The following is a 16,362-nucleotide window of genomic DNA, read 5'->3' on the forward strand; positions in this document are numbered from 1 at the left end:
GCCGGCTGCCGCGCCGGCCGCGGCTCCCGCTGCTGTTCGTGCCGCGTTGCCGGCGGCGGTCCCGGCGGCAGTGCCCGCCTTGCGTGCGCTGCGGGCATCGCCGGCCTGGCGCTTGGCGGAGGCCAGGTCGAGGCGCAGGTTCCGCATCGCGGCGCTGACCCCCGACCGCACCTCGTCGGCCAGCCGCCGCACGGAGTCGGCAACCTCGGTCTCGAGGTCGTGCAGGTCTCCTTGGCGGGCTTGGAGCTCGGCGCGACCGGCGTCGGTGATCTCATAGACGGTTTTGCGGCCATCCGTCGACTTGGTGACGAGGCCCTCTTCTTCGAGCTTGGCCAAGCGCGGGTAGATCGTGCCGGCGCTCGGGATGTAAGTGCCGCCGAAGCGGTCGCTGAGCGCCTGGATCAGCTCGTAACCGTGCCGGGGCTGGTCAGCGAGCAGGCTGAGCAGGTAGAGGCGGAGGCTGCCGTGGGCGAAGACGGGGGTCATTCCCAGACCTCCCCGTTGGCGGGGGCGTCGTCCGCTTCGGCGCCGGCCGGGCCGGTGGCCGCGGGTTCGCCGCTCTGCCGCACCACCGTGATGTCGCCCGAGACCGAGTTGGCCTGCAGCTCGAGCCAGTGGCCCGCGAGGGTTCCGGCGGTGGACTCGTAGCCTTTGCCGAAGGTGCCGCGGATGGTCCGGTCGTCGAGCTGCAGGGTGCCCGAGACGGTGTTCAAGCGGTAGCGGGTGCCCACGTCGGCGCCGAGGCGCACCGTGAGGTTGCCACTGACCGTATTGGTGTTGATGGAGTCGGGCGTGCCCTCGATGTCGAGGAAAACCTCGCTGTTCACCCCGTCGAGACCGAACCGGGTGATGGCCCCGCTCGCCGTGCAATCGCCGGACACCGTGTGCACGATGATGCCGCCCACGTGGCCACGCACCGACATCTCGCCATTCACGGCGTTGAGCTCCAGGTCGCCGGTGACGCCGTCGACCACGATGTCACCCGATACCGTGCTGAGGCGCACGCCGGTCGTGAGACCGGAGATGAGGGCCTCGGCCGAGATCACGCCCAGCTTCAGGGCCACATCGCGGGGCACCAGGATGCTGACGTCGGCCTTCGCGGTGCCGCGGAACGAGGCGAACACCTCGAGGAAGTTGTCCCAGCGCAGCTGCGGGTGGTCAATCTCCAGCGTGTCGCCGTCGATCGAGATCTTGAGGTCTTTGCCGGTCACGCTGTGCACCTCGATGCGCGTGCCGGGTTCGTCGTGGCCGATCACGTCGATCTTGCCGCCGATCATGCCCACCTTGAGCATGCGCACGGTCTCGACATCGATCACCTTGGCCTGCCCGGGGGTCACGAGCCATTTTTCCAAAGCCATGGAATTCTCCTTAGTGGTGCGGTCTCCGGCAACGGATGCCGACCTCATGTTCACGATATATCGCGTCTTATTGAGATTCACGATATATCGCGTTTCGGGCGGTGGCAAGCGCCGGGCGGAATTCACGGCCGAATTCTCAGGCGGGCCTCACATCACGGGTGCCGCCCGCAGCGGGGCTCGGGGTCAGCCCCCTGCGGCGGCGCGCTCGGCCGATTCGATGGATTCGACCGGGGCAGCTCGCACGGTCAGCAGCGGGATGGCGGACTTGTTGGCGATCTCCCGGGCGACGGTTCCCAGGAAGCGGGAGCGGCGCTGCCGATGCGCGCCGAGCGCGAGGAGGTCGTAGGCGCCCGAGCCAGCCCGGCGCAGGATCTGGTCGGCGGCGGCGCCCGTGGCCCGCGTGCTGTACGGATGCACCGCCAGGTCGGCGAGGCGGGTCGCGGCGACGGACTGAATTCCGGCGGCGATGCGGTCGAGCTTCTCCGGGGCGGTGTCGAGGGCGGTGTCGTAGTCCAGAACCGTGAGCAGGGTCACGGTCTGGAGGCGGGCCCCGAGGAGCAACACGGTCGTGACAGCCGCATGGTCGGCCGCCTCAGAACCGTCGATGCAGACCAGAACACGCACGTCTCCCTCGAGGGATTCCCCGGGCACCACGGCCGCCTCGGCCAGCTCCTCCCGCTCAAGAAAGACGGCCAGCCCGGCCAGCGCGATGGCGAACGGGCCCGCGGCCAGACCGAGCACCAGCCAGATCGGGGCGTCGTGGCCGCGGCGGATCATCACGAATGCTGCCGCCAGTCCCACCAGGACCCAACCGACCACCACCAGGAGCGGTGTCACCCAGACGCCTTCTGCCCACATGCTTTCAGCATTGGCGGCCGGTGCCGAACCCGCAAGGGGACCGGATGGGGCATCCGTTGTCTCCGGCCCGAGCCGGGTGTTCTGCACGGTCTAATAGAGGAAGATCGGCAGCCAGTCGCGGGTGTGGGCGTGAACAATCACGAGGAAGACCACCGCGTCGAAGAGCAGGTGCACGACCACGACGTAGGTGAGCGAATTGGTGAGCTTGAACGTGTAGCCCTGCAGCAGCGCGAAGGGGAACGTCATCAGCGGCCCCCAGCTCTGATAGCCCAGTTCCCACAGGAAGGAGGTGAAGATCACGGCCTGCAGAAGGTTGGCCTGCCAGTCGGGGAAATGGCGTCTGAACAAGGCGAAGGCTGTGCAGATGAAGAAGAGTTCATCCCAGATGCCGACGAAGCCGACACCCACGAAGAGCCGGGCGATCTCGTCGGGGGCGGTCACGGTGGGCCAGTTCAGGTAGGCGCCCGAGCGGATGAAATAGGTCGGCAGGATCACGTAGCCCAGCAGCAGCACAAGCGGCAGGTACCAGCGTTCGAGGGTGGTCCAGCGCTGGCCGGTGCGGATCGGAAACCGGATGGCATGGTCGCCGAAGGCGTAGCGGGAGAGTAGGTAGGGCACGAGCACAGCGAGGGTCAGCACGGTGCCCATCAACGCCATGTTCGGGTAGCTGATGTCGGCCTCGACCGAGATGGTGCTGATGATCAGCAGGCCGATCGCGAGCAGGAGCAGATCCTTGAACAGAGGTCGATCCAGCACGAACGCGAGCCCGAGAGCGGCCGCGAGCAGCGCGTAGCCGGGGATCGGTGCGCGCACCCCGAACAGCAGCACGGCCGACGCGGCGAGCAGCGCCGCCGGCACGAGTCCCCAGGAGGCGCGGGGGCGCATCCGTTCGCCCGGTGTAGCCGGCCCGGCACCGGCACGGGCACCGGCACCGGTGCCCGTGCTCGTGCCGGTTGCCCGCTTCGCGCCATCGCCCATGGAATATGGTATCCACTCTCCCGGAGATAGGGCGGTGAACCAATTCGACGGAGATTGTGGAAAAAAGGCACGGTTTGCGAGGTTTTCGGGCCGTTTTGGGCAAAATCTCCGTCGAATTCGTTCGGGCGAACGCGGCACCCGTCGACGCCCGCGCCGGCAGCCTGACCCGCACGATCGCAAACTTCTGCGCGGAGCCCCGCGCTCGAGTCAGTTTGCGGGGCTGTCGATGGATGGGTCGGAGGGGAGCACCGAACCCTCGAGGGTCTCCTCGAGCCGAGGGTCGTCGGCTGTGGTCAAGGTGATCGCGAAGAACGGGATGGTCCAATGGCAGAGCGGCCCCACGAGCAGGGCGAACAGCACCGTGCCGATGCCAACGTTGCCGCCGAGCGCCCAGCCGATGCTGAGGACGGTCACCTCGATGCCCGTGCGCACGATCCAGATGCGCCAGCCGGTGCGCTTGTGCAGACCAGTCATCAACCCGTCACGCGGGCCGGGGCCGAAATGTGCGCCGATATAGAGGCCCGTGGCGATCGCCAGGACCAGCAGCCCCGCCGCGAACAGGATGATGCGCACCCAGAGATCGAGACCCGTCGGGATGAGCCAGAGCCCGACATCCGCCGCCGGCCCGACCAGGAGGGCATTCAGGATTGTGCCCACCCCCGGTTTCTGGCGTAGCGGGATCCAGAGCAGCAGCACCACGCCGCTGATCAGGATGGTGACCAGGCCGAATCCGAGGCCGGTGCGGCCCGAGATGCCCTGGGTGAGCACGTCCCACGGGGCCACGCCGATCTCGCCGCGCACGATCAGGGCGATCCCCAGGCCGTACAGGAAGAGGCCGATGAGGAGCTGGGCGAGGCGACGGGTCATGGAAGTCCACACTATTGGTCCGCCATCACGTTGCCCTGCCCACCCTGCCGGACGAGGCGGGGCCGCCCGCAGTCCCTGGCGGCCTGCCTGGCCGGCCGCCAGGGCGCGGCGCGCCTCAGTCGTCGAGAACGAACGTGACCTCGATCACGACGTTGAACGAGGTGATTTCGCCGTCGGTCACCTCCACCTTCTGCTCCTTGACCCAGGCGCCGGAGACTCCGCGCAGGGTCTTGCTCGCCCGGGCGACGCCGGTGGCGACGGCATCCTCGAAGGATTCGTCGGACCGGATGCTGAGTGTGGTTACGCGTGCAACAGACATGGTTGCTCCTTGTCGTTCGGGTTGATGGGGCTTCTTGCGGGCGAGCGTACGCCCCTCCGTCGTCCTCGGGTCGAACGAATTCGACGGTCATTTTGCCGGCTTCGGCCCCTCAGGCGTCAAAAGCGGCACCAGATCGCAAAATCTCCGTCGAATTCGTCAAGCCGATAGACAGCGACGGATGCCTTGGCCGGGAAGGCTGCACTCTCTGCAATGGGATACTTAACGGGTGCATTTTCTCGCAGTCTTGAGCATGAAGAACCGGGCGCTGATCGCGCTAATCACCATCGTCGTCGCCATTTTCGGCAGCCTCGCCCTGACCAGCCTCAAGCAGGAGCTCATCCCCTCGCTGCAGCTGCCGCAGCTTGTAGTCTCGACGAGCTATCCGGGGGCGTCCCCCGAGGTGGTCAACGACGACGTCTCGACACCGATCGAGACGGCGATCCAGGGCATCCCGGGCCTCGAATCCACCTCGACGACCAGCAGCACCAACACGTCCTTGGTGAGTGCCACGTTCACCTATGGCACCGACCTGGTCAAGGTGGAATCCCGCATCAGCCAGGCCATCAACCGCATCAAGTCGACCATGCCGGAGAACCTCGACCCGCAGGTGCTCTCCGGCAGCATCGACGACTTCCCGGTGCTTTCTCTAGCCGTTTCCGGCGACTCCGAGACCCTTGCCGACGACCTCAAGCGCAGTGTGCTCGGCGACATCCGTGACGTGGAGGGCGTGCGCGAGGCAGCCCTCGTCGGCGACGTCGGCCGCCGCGTGACCATCACCCCGGATGCCGCGAAGCTGGCCGAACGCGGCCTCAGCAGCCAGGACATCCGCAGTGCGCTGCAGCAGAACGGGTCGCTGATCCCGGCCGGTTCGCTGACCGAAGGCGACACGACCCTCTCAGTGCAGACCGGTTCGAAGCTCGGCGAGGCCGAGGACATCGCGGCACTGCCGATCCTCGCCCAGGCGCCCGGCGCGGGCCTGACCACCATCGGCGACGTCGCCAACGTCGCCGTCGGCGAAAACCCGATCGCGAGCATTTCCCGCGTCGACGGACAGCCGGCCCTGACCATCTCGGTCACCAAGGTGCCCGCGGCGAACACGGTCGACGTGTCCGAGGCCGTGCGCGCGATCCTGCCTGACCTCGAGGCGGCCGTCTCCGGCGCGACCTTCACTGTGGTCTTCGACCAGGCTCCCTTCATCCAGGAATCGATCGACGCGCTCACCGAGGAGGGTTTACTCGGGCTGATCTTCGCGGTGCTCGTGATCCTTGTCTTCCTGCTCTCGGTACGGGCGACCCTGGTCACCGCGATCTCGATCCCGACCTCGGTGTTGATCACCTTCATCGGCCTGCAGAGTGTGGGCTATTCGCTGAACATCCTCACCCTCGGTGCTCTCACCATCGCGATCGGGCGCGTCGTCGACGACTCCATCGTGGTGATCGAGAACATCACCCGTAACCTGGTCGAGGGCGTCGACCGAGCCGCGACCATCGTGCGCGCGGTGCGCGAGGTGGCCGGGGCGATCACGGCATCCACCATCACCACCGTCACCGTGTTCCTGCCGATCGCGTTCGTCGGAGGCTCGACCGGCGAGCTGTTCCGGCCATTCGCCCTCACGGTCTCGATCGCCCTGCTCGCTTCGCTGCTGGTGTCGCTGACCATCGTGCCTGTGCTCGCCTATTGGTTCCTGCGTCCGGCCAAGGCGCCCGCACCGGCCGAGCCTGCCGTGGTGGAGCCAGTCGAATCCCCCCGCGTGCTCACTGCGCCGGACTCTGCGATCTCGGCAAGTTCGGTCACAGAACCCGCCAGCGCCTCGCGCCGCACCCGCCACAACGGCACCGCGGCCGCCCCTGTGGAGGAACGCCCCAGCCGTCTGCAGACGGGGTACCTCCCGGTCATCCGCTGGACCCTGAACCACGCCGTCGCGACGCTCCTGGTCGCGGTGCTCGTGCTCGGTGGCACGGTGGCACTGATTCCGTATATGAAGGTCAACTTCCTCGGCTCGAGCGGGCAGACCACGTTCCAGGTCACGCAGACCCTGCCGGTCGGCACCAGCCTCGCCGCTCAGGATGAGGCCTCCACGGCTGCCGAGGCGACCCTTCGCGGCACCGACGGCGTCGAGATCGTGCAGGTCACCATTGGCGGCGGCAACGCGCTGGCCGCCTTCGGTGGCGGCGGCGTCTCGTCGAGCACCGTGACCTACTCGATCACGACCGACGGGGAGGCCAACCCCGACGAGGTGCAGGATACCGTGCGCGACTCGCTCACGGCACTGGATGGAAGCGGCGAATTCTCCGTCTCGTCCGGCGGCGGGTTCGGCGGGTCATCCGATATCGCCGTGGACGTGACCGCCGCCACGAACGCCGACCTGCAGACCGCCACCGACGCGGTGCTCGCCTCCGTTGAGGACCTCGACGCGATCAAGGAGAGCTCGAGCAACCTCGCGGCCTCGCGCCCCTATATCGCGGTGACCGTCAACCGAGATGCCGCGGGCGCCGCGGGCCTGAGCGAGCTCGCCCTCGGCACGCTGGTGTCGCAGGCGATGCAGCCGAGCGTGATCGGATCCATCGTGATCGACGAGACGACGCTGTCGGTCTACCTGCAGACGGATGCGCCGCCGACCACGACGGCCGAGCTGTCCGCCCTGCAGATCCCGACTCTGGCCGGACCGGTGTCCCTGGACACTCTGGCCACCGTCGAGCAAGTGGAGGGGCCGTCGACCCTCACGACGACGAAGGGACTCCGCACGGCGACCGTGTCCGCCACCCCCAACATCGACGACCTGGGTGCGGCCAACACGCAGATGACCGCAGCCCTGGCCGACACCGACCTGCCGGAGGGCGCGACCGCCACGCTCGGCGGCGTCACGGCAGATCAGGCCGAAGCATTCGCGCAGCTTGGGCTGGCGTTGCTGATCGCCATCCTGATCGTCTACATCGTGATGGTGGCGACATTCCGGTCACTTCTGCAGCCGTTGCTGCTGCTGGTGTCGGTGCCGTTTGCGGCGACAGGTGCGATCGCCCTACAGGTGATCACCGGCATCCCGCTGGGCGTGCCCTCGCTGATCGGCGTGCTGATGCTGATCGGCATCGTCGTGACCAACGCGATCGTCCTGATCGACCTGGTCAACCAGTACCGGCGCAGTGGGCAGTCCGTGCGCGATGCATTGGTCAACGGCTCGTCCCGTCGTCTGCGACCGATCCTGATGACGGCGCTCGCCACCATCTTCGCGCTGCTGCCGATGGCGGCCGGGCTCACCGGAACGGGCGGCTTCATCTCGCAGCCCCTGGCCTTGGTGGTCATCGGTGGGCTGGTCTCGTCGACCGTGCTGACCCTGGTGGTGCTGCCCGTGCTGTACTTCCTGGTGGAGGGTGGCCGGGAGCGCCGGGCCGAGCGACGCGAGCAGCGGGCATCCGTCCGCGCCATCTCGGACGTCTCCCGCGCTTGATCCCTCGGCAGCCGGGCCCGGCTGCTCGTCCCGCACGCCGAGATTCTGCACGCACTGCTGTGGCCAACTCAGGAAGTCCCTCGGCGGCTGTGGCATCCGCCCCGGAATCATGCAGCGGATGCCGCGGCCCGGTCCGGTTCTCCTGAGTTGGCCACAGTGTGACCCACCTCTCGACCGAGGGGAAAGGCCCGACCGTTCCTGACCTAGACTCAATCCCAAAAGGGGGGTCCCTTGACCGAGCAATTTCCGAAGTTCCTGAACGCGCGCTACCGGGTGAAAAACCTGCTCGGACGCGGCGGAATGGCCTCGGTCTACCGTGCCACCGACGAGCGGTTGGGGCGGGATGTCGCGATCAAGATCTTCGAACTGCGCGCCGCCGACGAGCCCAACATCCAGCGCCAGCAAGCCGAGATCAACGTGTTGGCTAGCCTGAACCACCACAGCCTGGTCACCCTGTTCGACGTCGGCGTGGACCGGTCCGAGGCGAACCATCCGCAGATCTACCTCGTGATGGAGCTTGTGGACGGCGTCGATCTGCGCCGGCGACTGGACGGACATCCGATGTCGACTCGGCACATCGCCCAGATCGGCTATGACCTGGCTGAAGGGCTCGACTACATCCACGGGCGTGGAGTCATTCACCGCGATATCAAACCTGCCAACATTCTCCTCGCGGAATACAGCTCGGATTCCCGAGCGCGCGCCAAGCTGACCGACTTCGGTATCGCCCTGTTCCCGGACAGCGCGCGGATGACCAGCCAGGGCATGACGACGGGCACGGCGGCCTATCTCAGTCCGGAGCAGGCGCGGGGCGAGCACGTCGGCCCGGCGAGTGATATCTATGCGTTGGGCCTCGTGCTGCTGGAATGTTTCACCGGCGAGACGGCTTTTCCCGGAGAGCCGATTCCGTCAGCCCTGGCCAGGCTCCAGCGCAATCCTGCCATCCCGGAGGAACTCGCTCCGGAGTGGCGCCACCTCCTGTCGACCATGCTGGCCCGTGAACCGGAACGGCGTCCGCCGACGGCGGAGGTGGTGCTCGCCCTGCACCAGGCCGTCATCGCCGAGACCGGCCGTCATCGCGGTTCCGAGTCCCACCACCTCGAGAGCGACGAACGCGAGCGTCTACAGGAGGTCGCGCGCCTGGATATTCTCGACACTCCCGCCGACGGTGCCTTCGACCGGATCACCTCGCTGGCTGCCCGGCTTTTCTCCGTGCCGATTGCGATCGTCAGCATCGTCGACACAGACCGCATCTGGTTCAAATCCCATCACGGCCTCGAACTCGAGGAGGTTCCTCGCGATCCGGGTCTGTGCGCTTCGGCGATCATGTCCGACGGTCCCTGGGTGGTGGAGGATGCTCGCGTTGACCCGCGCGCGCTCACCAACCCGCTCGTGGCGGAGGGCTTCGGCCTGCAATTTTACGCCGGGGTCCCCCTCACGACCCGGAACGGCTACAACCTTGGCACCCTCTGCGTTCTCGACTTCGAACCGCGCGTCATCACCGGACCGGAACTTAGCACCCTCACGGACCTCGCCGCCCTCGTGATGAGCGAGCTGGAGCTGCGGCTGGAGAGCCGACGCGCCGCACTCTGACCCGGGCCGACTGGCGGTTCGATCAGGTGCAGTCGTCCGGGTGGGGTCGGCTGGACACGGTGACCGGATGCGTCGGGGAAGGCCGGTTGCACGTGTCACGGATCTTGCCCCCGAGGTCCTCGGCAGGGTCGTCGACGATGCCGTCGGTGCCGCCCTACTCGTCGATGACGCGCACGTGATTGAAGCCAAGCGCCTCGCACAGTGGGGTGATGCCTGGAGCAGGGGAGCAAGGGCCGTTGGCCGCGGACAGGAGCCGGCCCCGGTGACGCCGATCTGCACCCCGGCCGGAAACCGGTTCGGGTCCCGATCCAGTCGGGCGACCGACGCGCTGCGGCGGCCCTGCCCTCCTGTCGCTTGTGGTGCGTCTGTCCAGACAGAACCCAGCCCGCGCACGCGTTCATACCGCCACATCCACTCCTCTTGCATGTGGCTAACTCAGGAGATCCGTCGGGTCGGCTGCAGATTTCTGCGGTGCAATCGCTGAACTGCTGGGTGCGCGGCGATGAGGTCGGCAACTCTCCTGAGTTAGCCACAGCGGCTGGCGCCACCCGGGAGTAACCGTGCTCGGCACGCGGCTGGGCGGGGCGGCGACGCGGCTGGGCGGGGTCAGGGCGAAAGCGGCGCCGGGCTGCGACCCGCGCCGGAGCGCACGCCCTGCCGCCAAACCGCCCAGGTCAGCGGCACGCCGGGGCGGTACGCGAGATGGGCTACGGATGGCGCGTCGAGCACCTGCAGGTCGGCGCGCCCACCCACACGGAGGGCTCCGACCGCATCCGTACCCGTGTCGAGACCGAGTGCCCGAGCGCCGCCGCGCGTCGCCGCCCACACCGCCTCCTCGATGGTCAGACCCATTTGCAGCACAGCAGTGGCCACGCAGAACGCCATCGATGTCGTAAAGGAGCTGCCCGGGTTGCAATTGGTGGCCAGGGCGATGCTCGCGCCGGCGTCGAGCAAGCGCCGGGCCGGTGGGAACGGCTGTCGAGTCGACAGGTCGCAGGCCGGCAGCAGGGTGGCCACGGTGGCCGAAGAGGCGAGGGCGTCGAGGTCGCCCGGCTCGAGGTGGTTGCAGTGGTCCACGCTCGCCGCACTGAGTTCGACCGCGAGCCGTACCCCGCCGCTGAATCCCAGCTGGTTGCCGTGCAGCCGAAGGCCGAGCCCGGCGGCGCGTCCGGCTTCGAGCACTTCGCGGCTCTCCTCCACATCGAACGCGCCCACCTCGCAGAACGCGTCGATGAACTGCGCGTGCGGGGCCACGGCTGCGAGCATGGGACCGGTGACCAGATCCAGATAGTCGCGACGGTCCACACCCGGCGGAACTGTATGCGCCCCGAGGAATGTGACGATATCGGCGACGGATGCCGCCACCTGCGCCAACCGCACCTCACTCGCCAGATCGAGTCCGTAGCCGGTCTTGCTCTCGAGAAACGTCGTGCCCTGCGCCTCTGCCTCCCGCCGCAGCCGGGTCGCCGCAGCCACAAGCTGCCTCTCGGTTGCCGCCCGAGTGGCGGACACGGTGGTCAGGATCCCGATGGCCGCGTAGGGCTGCCCGCCCATCCGGGCCTCGAATTCAGCGGTCCGGTCGCCCGCGAAAACCAGGTGGGTGTGACTGTCGACCCAGCCTGGCAGAGCCGCCCGGCCACCGACATCCGTGCGCACATCGGCCGCCGGCGCCGCGGACGCCGCACCGATCCAGGCGATGCGACCGCCCTCGACCACAAGGGCTGCGTCGGCGAGGCGCGGGGCGCCATCCGTTTGGGTGCTCAGCTCGCGGATGCCGGTGATCAGCTCGGTCGGTTCGGGGGTCATGGGTGGTCTCCAGGCGGGAGGCTCGCGATGTCGTCGAGTACGGCGAGGGCTTCGCGCAGGAGTGTCTCGGGTCGCAGCGCGCCCGGCGGAAATGCGGTAGGCCCGGCCGCACCACTCGTGACCAGCACCCCGGAGTCGGCCACGACCCGACCGCCCACGATCACCCGGCGCACATCCGCGGACGTCGCGGTCAGCGGCAGCTGCTCCGGCAGCGATCCGGCCGTGCGGATGCTGTCGCCCGCCACCTCCACGAGGTCGCACAGATCGCCCGGCGCGAGGCGCTGCCGGCCGAGTCCGAGCGCGGCGTAGCCGTTCGCCGAGGCGGCCGCGAGAAGTTCGGCGGGCGTGAACCGGCCGCGCCGGCCCGATGCCAGACGTTCACCGGCCTCCAGCCCGCGCATCTCGAGCAGCGGGTCGACGACGGCGTTCTGGTCCGAGCCGAGGGCGATCCGCGCTCCGGCGCGCTGCAGCCGAAGAGCAGGCCCGATGCCGTCGCCGAGATCCGCTTCCGTGGTCGGGCAGATTACGACAGTGGCACCGGATGTCCCGATCAGCGCCACATCCTCGTCGGTGAGGTGCGTGGCGTGCACGACGCTCAGGCGCGGCGCGAGCGCCCCGAGCCAGGCCAGCACCTCGGTCGGGGTCCGGCCGTAGGCGGCCCGGCAGTCCGTGTTCTCTTTTGGTTGCTCCGACAGGTGCAGGTGCAGCGGAACGGTATCGGGCAGTCCGTCGAGCATCTCCCGCATCGCGCTCGGCGTCACCGCTCGCACGGAGTGGATCGCGGCGCCGAGGGTGACGCGGGCATCCGTGCCGGCAGGGGAGGCGGCCGGAGAGCCCGAGCCGCCACCGCCCCAGGCCGGCCGGGCAGCGCCGAGCGCCGCCCGCAGCGAGTGCCACCGGGCCAGCCAGGCCGCGGCCGACCCGTCGCCGAAGGCGCGTTGCTCGGGGGCGAGGGGCACGCCGATCCCGCCGTCGAGGTAGAGCGTGTCCAGGAGCACCAGGCGGATGCCCACCTCCCGTGCCGCGTCCGCCAGTGCAAGTTCCATGGCGTGCGGGGTGGGGTAGCGGGAGCCGTCCTGCCGATGGTGCAGGTAGTGGAATTCGCCGACCGCGGTGAAGCCGCAGACCACCATCTCCGCGAAAACGGCCCGCGCCAGCAGAAAATACCTTTCGGGGTCGAGGCGCCCCGCCACCGCGTACATCGAGTGCCGCCACTGCCAGAAGTCGCCCGCGTCGTCGTGCGTGCGTCCCCGCAGGGCGCGGTGGAAGGCGTGCGAGTGCGCATTGGCCATTCCGGGTAGCACGGTGCCGAGGCACACATCGCCGGGCTTCGGGTCTGAGTGCGGTGTGACGGCCAGGAGACGCCCGTCCCCGCCCACTTCGAGGCGCACGCCGGGCTGGGCCACCCCATCGACCACGAGCAGCGCGCACCAGAAGGCGGCGACCGGCTCCGCAACAGCCGGTGGCCCTGCCTGCTCCGCCTTGACCCCGCTCACAGCAGACTCCGCAGCAGAATCTCCAGGGCGTCGATTCCCGCCACGCAATCCGCGACCTCGGCGAACTCCTCGGGGGAGTGCGAGACGCCGGTGGGGTTGCGCACGAACAGCATGGCGCTCGGCACGCTCGCCGCGAGCACGCCCGCGTCGTGCCCCGCGCCGGTAGGCAGGGCGGGAATGAGCGCGTCACCGCCGAGCACCGCCCGGAACCGCCCGACGAGATCAGGGTCGAACGTGACCGTGCCGGTCCACGATTCGCCGGTGACGGCCACGGAGCATCCGTTCACCGCCACGGCCGCGCTCGCGGCCGCCTCGATCGCGGACACCAGGTCACGGGTCGCGGCGTCGGAGTGCGCCCGGGCGTCGAGCCAGGCGTGCACGGATGACGCGATCACGTTGGTTCCGCCGGGCACCACCTCGAGGCGGCCGACCGTGGCGCGCGCGCCGGGGTGTTTCAGGGCTTCCTCCTGCACGGCCACGATCGCACGGGCGGCGGCGACGAGCGGGTCGCGGCGGTCGCCCATGAGGGTGGCGCCGGCGTGGTTGCCCTGGCCGGTCACGGTGAGGCGCCAGCGTCCATGCGCCAGGATCGACGACGCCACCGCCACCGGCCGGCCCAGGTCGACCAGGCCGCGGCCCTGCTCCACGTGAAGTTCGATGAAGAGGCCGATTCGGGCCAGAGCGTTCGGGTCGGCGCCGAGGTGCGCGGGATCCAGCCCGGCGCGGCGGGCGGCGTCCGCCAGGGTGATGCCGTCGGCGTCGACGAGCGCGCGGGCCCGGTCGGCGTCGATGCCTCCGGTCAGCAGCCGCGAGCCCAGGCAAGCGATCCCGAACCGGGAACCCTCCTCTTCGGCGAAGACGAGCACCGCGTAGGGGCGTGACGGCGTGAAACCGGATGCCTGCAGCCGCGCCACGGCCTCGAGCGCGCTGACCACTCCAAGGGGACCGTCGTAGGCCCCGCCGCCGGGAACGGAATCCAGGTGGCTGCCCGTGACCACGGCATCCGGTCCCGGCTCTCCCCACCAGGCCCAGAGGTTGCCGTTGCGGTCGGTCTCCACGCTGAGCCCGAGGCGCCCGGCGCGCTCGGCGAACCAGGCCCGCAACTCGAGGTCGGCCTTCTGCCAGAGGTGCCGGGAGTAGCCACCGCGGCGGGCATCCCGGCCGGTGTCTGCTATCTCGGCGAGCCCGGCGAGCGTTCCGTGGGCGAGCTCGCTCATGCGCACACCCCGCCGCAGGTGCCCCTGCTCACTCGGTTTCCCACATCGGCACCCGCAGGCCGCGCTCCCGCGCCACCTCTTCGGCGCGCTCATACCCCGCGTCGACGTGCCGCATCACGCCGGTGCCGGGGTCGTTGGTGAGCACCCGGGCGATCTTCTCGGCGGCCAGCGGGGTGCCGTCGGCCACGATCACCTGGCCGGCGTGGATGCTGCGGCCGATCCCGACGCCACCGCCGTGGTGGATCGACACCCAGGTGGCGCCCGAGGCCGTGTTCAGCAGCGCGTTCAGCAGCGGCCAGTCGGCGATCGCATCCGACCCGTCCAGCATGGACTCGGTCTCCCGGTAGGGCGAGGCGACCGATCCGGAGTCCAGGTGGTCGCGGCCGATCACGATCGGGGCGCTCAGCTCGCCCGACGCCACCATCTCGTTGAATTTCAGTCCGGCCAGGTGCCGTTCCTGGTAGCCGAGCCAGCAGATCCGGGCCGGCAGACCCTCGAAGTGCACCGTGTCCTGTGCCTTCGTGATCCAGCGGCGCAGGTGGTCGTCGTCGGGGAACAGTTCGACGATGGCCTTGTCAGTGGCCGCGATGTCGGCCGGGTCGCCCGAGAGCGCCACCCAGCGGAACGGCCCCTTGCCCTCGGCGAACAGCGGGCGGATGTACGCAGGCACGAACCCGGGAAAGTCGAACGCCCGCGTGCAGCCGCCCAGTTCCGCCTCCGCCCGGATCGAGTTGCCGTAGTCGAAGACCTCGGCGCCGCCATCCTGGAAGCCCACCATCGCGGTGACCTGCTTCGCCATGGCTGCCCGGGCGCGCTCGGTGAACTCCGCCGGGTTCGCGGCCGCGTAGTCGTGCCACTCCGCCACGGTGACGCCCTCCGGCAGGTAGGCCAGCGGGTCGTGCGCGCTGGTCTGGTCGGTGACGATGTCGATCGGGACCTTGCGCTCCAGCAGTTCGGCGAACACGGTTGCCGCGTTGCCGACCACGCCCACCGAGAGGGCGCGCTTCTCGGTCTTCGCCGCGAGCACCCGGGCGACGGCGTCGTCGAGGTCGGGCGCCAGCTCGTCGAGGTAGCCGTGCTCGACCCGGCGGCGCAGCCGTGACTCGTCGACGTCGACGATCAAAACGGCACCGTCGTTCATGGTCACGGCCAGTGGCTGTGCGCCGCCCATGCCGCCGGCCCCGCCGGTGAGGGTGAGCGTGCCGGCCAGGGTTCCGTTGAACCTTGTGGCGGCAACGGCGGCGAATGTCTCATACGTGCCCTGCAGGATGCCCTGGGTGCCGATATAGATCCACGAGCCAGCCGTCATCTGGCCGTACATCGTCAGGCCGAGGGCCTCCAGGCGCCGGAACTCCGGCCAGGTGGCCCAGTCGCCGACCAGGTTGGAGTTGGCGATCAGCACGCGCGGCGCCCACTCGTGCGTGCGAAACACGCCCACCGGCTTGCCCGACTGCACGAGCAGCGTCTCGTCCTTCTCCAGTGTGGTGAGCGTGCGCACGATGGCGTCGTAGGCCGCCCAGCTTCGGGCTGCCTTGCCGGTGCCGCCGTAGACCACAAGGTTCTCCGGGTGCTCGGCGACGTCGGGGTCGAGGTTGTTCATCAGCATCCGCAACGGGCCCTCGGTCTGCCAGCTCTTCGCGGTCAACGTGGTTCCGCGGGCGGCGCGCACGGGGCGGGATTCGGACATCGGTGTCTCCTTGCGGGTTCTGGGCGGTCGGGTGATTCGTGGTCGGTCAGAGCGAGACAAGGGTGGTGCCGGTGCGGCCGAGCCCGGCCGAGACCTGTGCGGCTGCGGTCGCCAGCAGCGGGCCGTAGCGACGGATGTCCGCGGGCTCCACCCGGTAGCTCGGGATGACCAGGCTCAGGGCGGCGACCGTTCTCGTTTCCGAGCGGATGGGCGCGGCCAGGGCCGTGACGTCCGTTTCGACGCCGCGTTCGACGACCACGTAGCCGGTTTCGGGGGTGTGCCCGGTGAGCACCTGCCCGGCCGCCGAGCGTTCGAGCGGCACGGTGCGGCCGACCCAGCTCGCGTGTCGCACCGAGTGGGTGCCCTCCACGATGGCGATGTAGAGCCCGGTGGCGTCGTGGCCCTCGATGCTGAGGTAGACGGACTCTCCGGTCTCGGCAACGAGCCGTTGCATGGCCGGGCGGGAGAGGGTGACCAGCGACTCGCTGCTGAGCGATTGCGCGCCGAGTTGGATGATGCGGCTGCCCGGCCGGTACGCGCCGTCGTCGGTCTTCTGCACGAAGCCGCGGGTCTCAAGCGTGCGCAACAGGCGCAGGGCCGTGCTCGGCGCAAGGTCGACGGCACGGGAGCTCTCCGAGAGCGTGAGGCCGTCGGCGTCGCAGATCACGGCTAGCAGGTCGAGGGCGCGCTCCACGGTGCGGGTGGATGATTCTGCCATGGCTGCTCCTGCTGTTCAAT

13 protein-coding genes are annotated in these 16,362 nt (G+C 69.1%); 2 read left to right on the forward strand and 11 right to left on the reverse strand.

Annotated elements, in window-relative coordinates; genetic code table 11:
• The 6 genes from E3O65_RS15590 to E3O65_RS15615 all read right to left on the reverse strand — a co-directional run.
• Nucleotides 1–486: PadR family transcriptional regulator (locus E3O65_RS15590; RefSeq protein WP_134364648.1), on the reverse strand; the 486-nt coding region annotated here is incomplete at its 3' end.
• Complete coding sequence (locus tag E3O65_RS15595; RefSeq protein ID WP_166785791.1) at nt 483–1,358, reverse strand: DUF4097 family beta strand repeat-containing protein; 876 nt, start codon at nt 1,356–1,358, stop codon at nt 483–485. The genes E3O65_RS15590 and E3O65_RS15595, both read right to left, overlap by 4 nt.
• A gap of 183 nt (nt 1,359–1,541) precedes the next feature.
• A complete protein-coding gene (locus E3O65_RS15600; protein ID WP_166785792.1) occupies nt 1,542–2,195 on the reverse strand; it encodes a universal stress protein in 654 nt (217 codons plus the stop codon).
• Between the two features lie 111 nt (nt 2,196–2,306).
• The gene (locus E3O65_RS15605; RefSeq protein ID WP_422386435.1) at nt 2,307–3,194 is read right to left on the reverse strand and encodes a CPBP family intramembrane glutamic endopeptidase; all 888 of its coding nucleotides are present in this window, start codon (nt 3,192–3,194) and stop codon (nt 2,307–2,309) included.
• 207 nt (nt 3,195–3,401) lie between these two features.
• A complete protein-coding gene (gene yczE, locus E3O65_RS15610; RefSeq protein ID WP_198411722.1) occupies nt 3,402–4,061 on the reverse strand; it encodes a membrane protein YczE in 660 nt (219 codons plus the stop codon).
• A 115-nt stretch (nt 4,062–4,176) separates the two neighbouring features.
• The gene (locus tag E3O65_RS15615) at nt 4,177–4,380 is read right to left on the reverse strand and encodes a dodecin family protein (RefSeq protein WP_134364650.1); all 204 of its coding nucleotides are present in this window, start codon (nt 4,378–4,380) and stop codon (nt 4,177–4,179) included.
• Between the two features lie 226 nt (nt 4,381–4,606).
• Between E3O65_RS15615 and E3O65_RS15620 the strand changes: the two genes are divergently transcribed.
• Nucleotides 4,607–7,825, forward strand: coding sequence for an efflux RND transporter permease subunit (locus E3O65_RS15620; RefSeq protein WP_134364651.1), 3,219 nt, complete (start codon nt 4,607–4,609; stop codon nt 7,823–7,825).
• Nucleotides 7,826–8,056: 231 nt separating this feature from the next.
• Complete coding sequence (locus E3O65_RS15625; protein WP_241985861.1) at nt 8,057–9,418, forward strand: protein kinase domain-containing protein; 1,362 nt, start codon at nt 8,057–8,059, stop codon at nt 9,416–9,418.
• A 606-nt stretch (nt 9,419–10,024) separates the two neighbouring features.
• On the opposite strand, the gene hutI is transcribed toward E3O65_RS15625, so the two are convergent.
• Genes hutI through E3O65_RS15650 form a run of 5 tightly spaced genes read right to left on the reverse strand, consistent with a single transcriptional unit; the run spans nt 10,025 to nt 16,342 of the window.
• On the reverse strand, nt 10,025–11,224 hold the full coding sequence (hutI, locus tag E3O65_RS15630; protein ID WP_134364652.1) for an imidazolonepropionase: 1,200 nt from the start codon (nt 11,222–11,224) through the stop codon (nt 10,025–10,027).
• Complete coding sequence (locus E3O65_RS15635) at nt 11,221–12,720, reverse strand: amidohydrolase family protein (RefSeq protein ID WP_241988671.1); 1,500 nt, start codon at nt 12,718–12,720, stop codon at nt 11,221–11,223. Before E3O65_RS15635 ends, hutI begins: the two co-directional genes overlap by 4 nt.
• Nucleotides 12,717–13,937, reverse strand: coding sequence for an allantoate amidohydrolase (locus E3O65_RS15640; RefSeq protein ID WP_134364653.1), 1,221 nt, complete (start codon nt 13,935–13,937; stop codon nt 12,717–12,719). The genes E3O65_RS15635 and E3O65_RS15640 overlap by 4 nt, the downstream gene beginning before the upstream one ends.
• Nucleotides 13,938–13,965: 28 nt before the next feature.
• Nucleotides 13,966–15,624 (reverse strand): urocanate hydratase, encoded by a 1,659-nt coding sequence (gene hutU, locus E3O65_RS15645; protein ID WP_134364654.1) that lies wholly within the window; start codon nt 15,622–15,624, stop codon nt 13,966–13,968.
• 46 nt (nt 15,625–15,670) lie between these two features.
• A complete protein-coding gene (locus E3O65_RS15650) occupies nt 15,671–16,342 on the reverse strand; it encodes an IclR family transcriptional regulator (RefSeq protein WP_134364655.1) in 672 nt (223 codons plus the stop codon).
• Between the last annotated feature and the right edge of the window lie 20 nt (nt 16,343–16,362).

This window comes from Cryobacterium breve (assembly GCF_004402375.1).
GTDB lineage: Bacteria > Actinomycetota > Actinomycetes > Actinomycetales > Microbacteriaceae > Cryobacterium > Cryobacterium breve.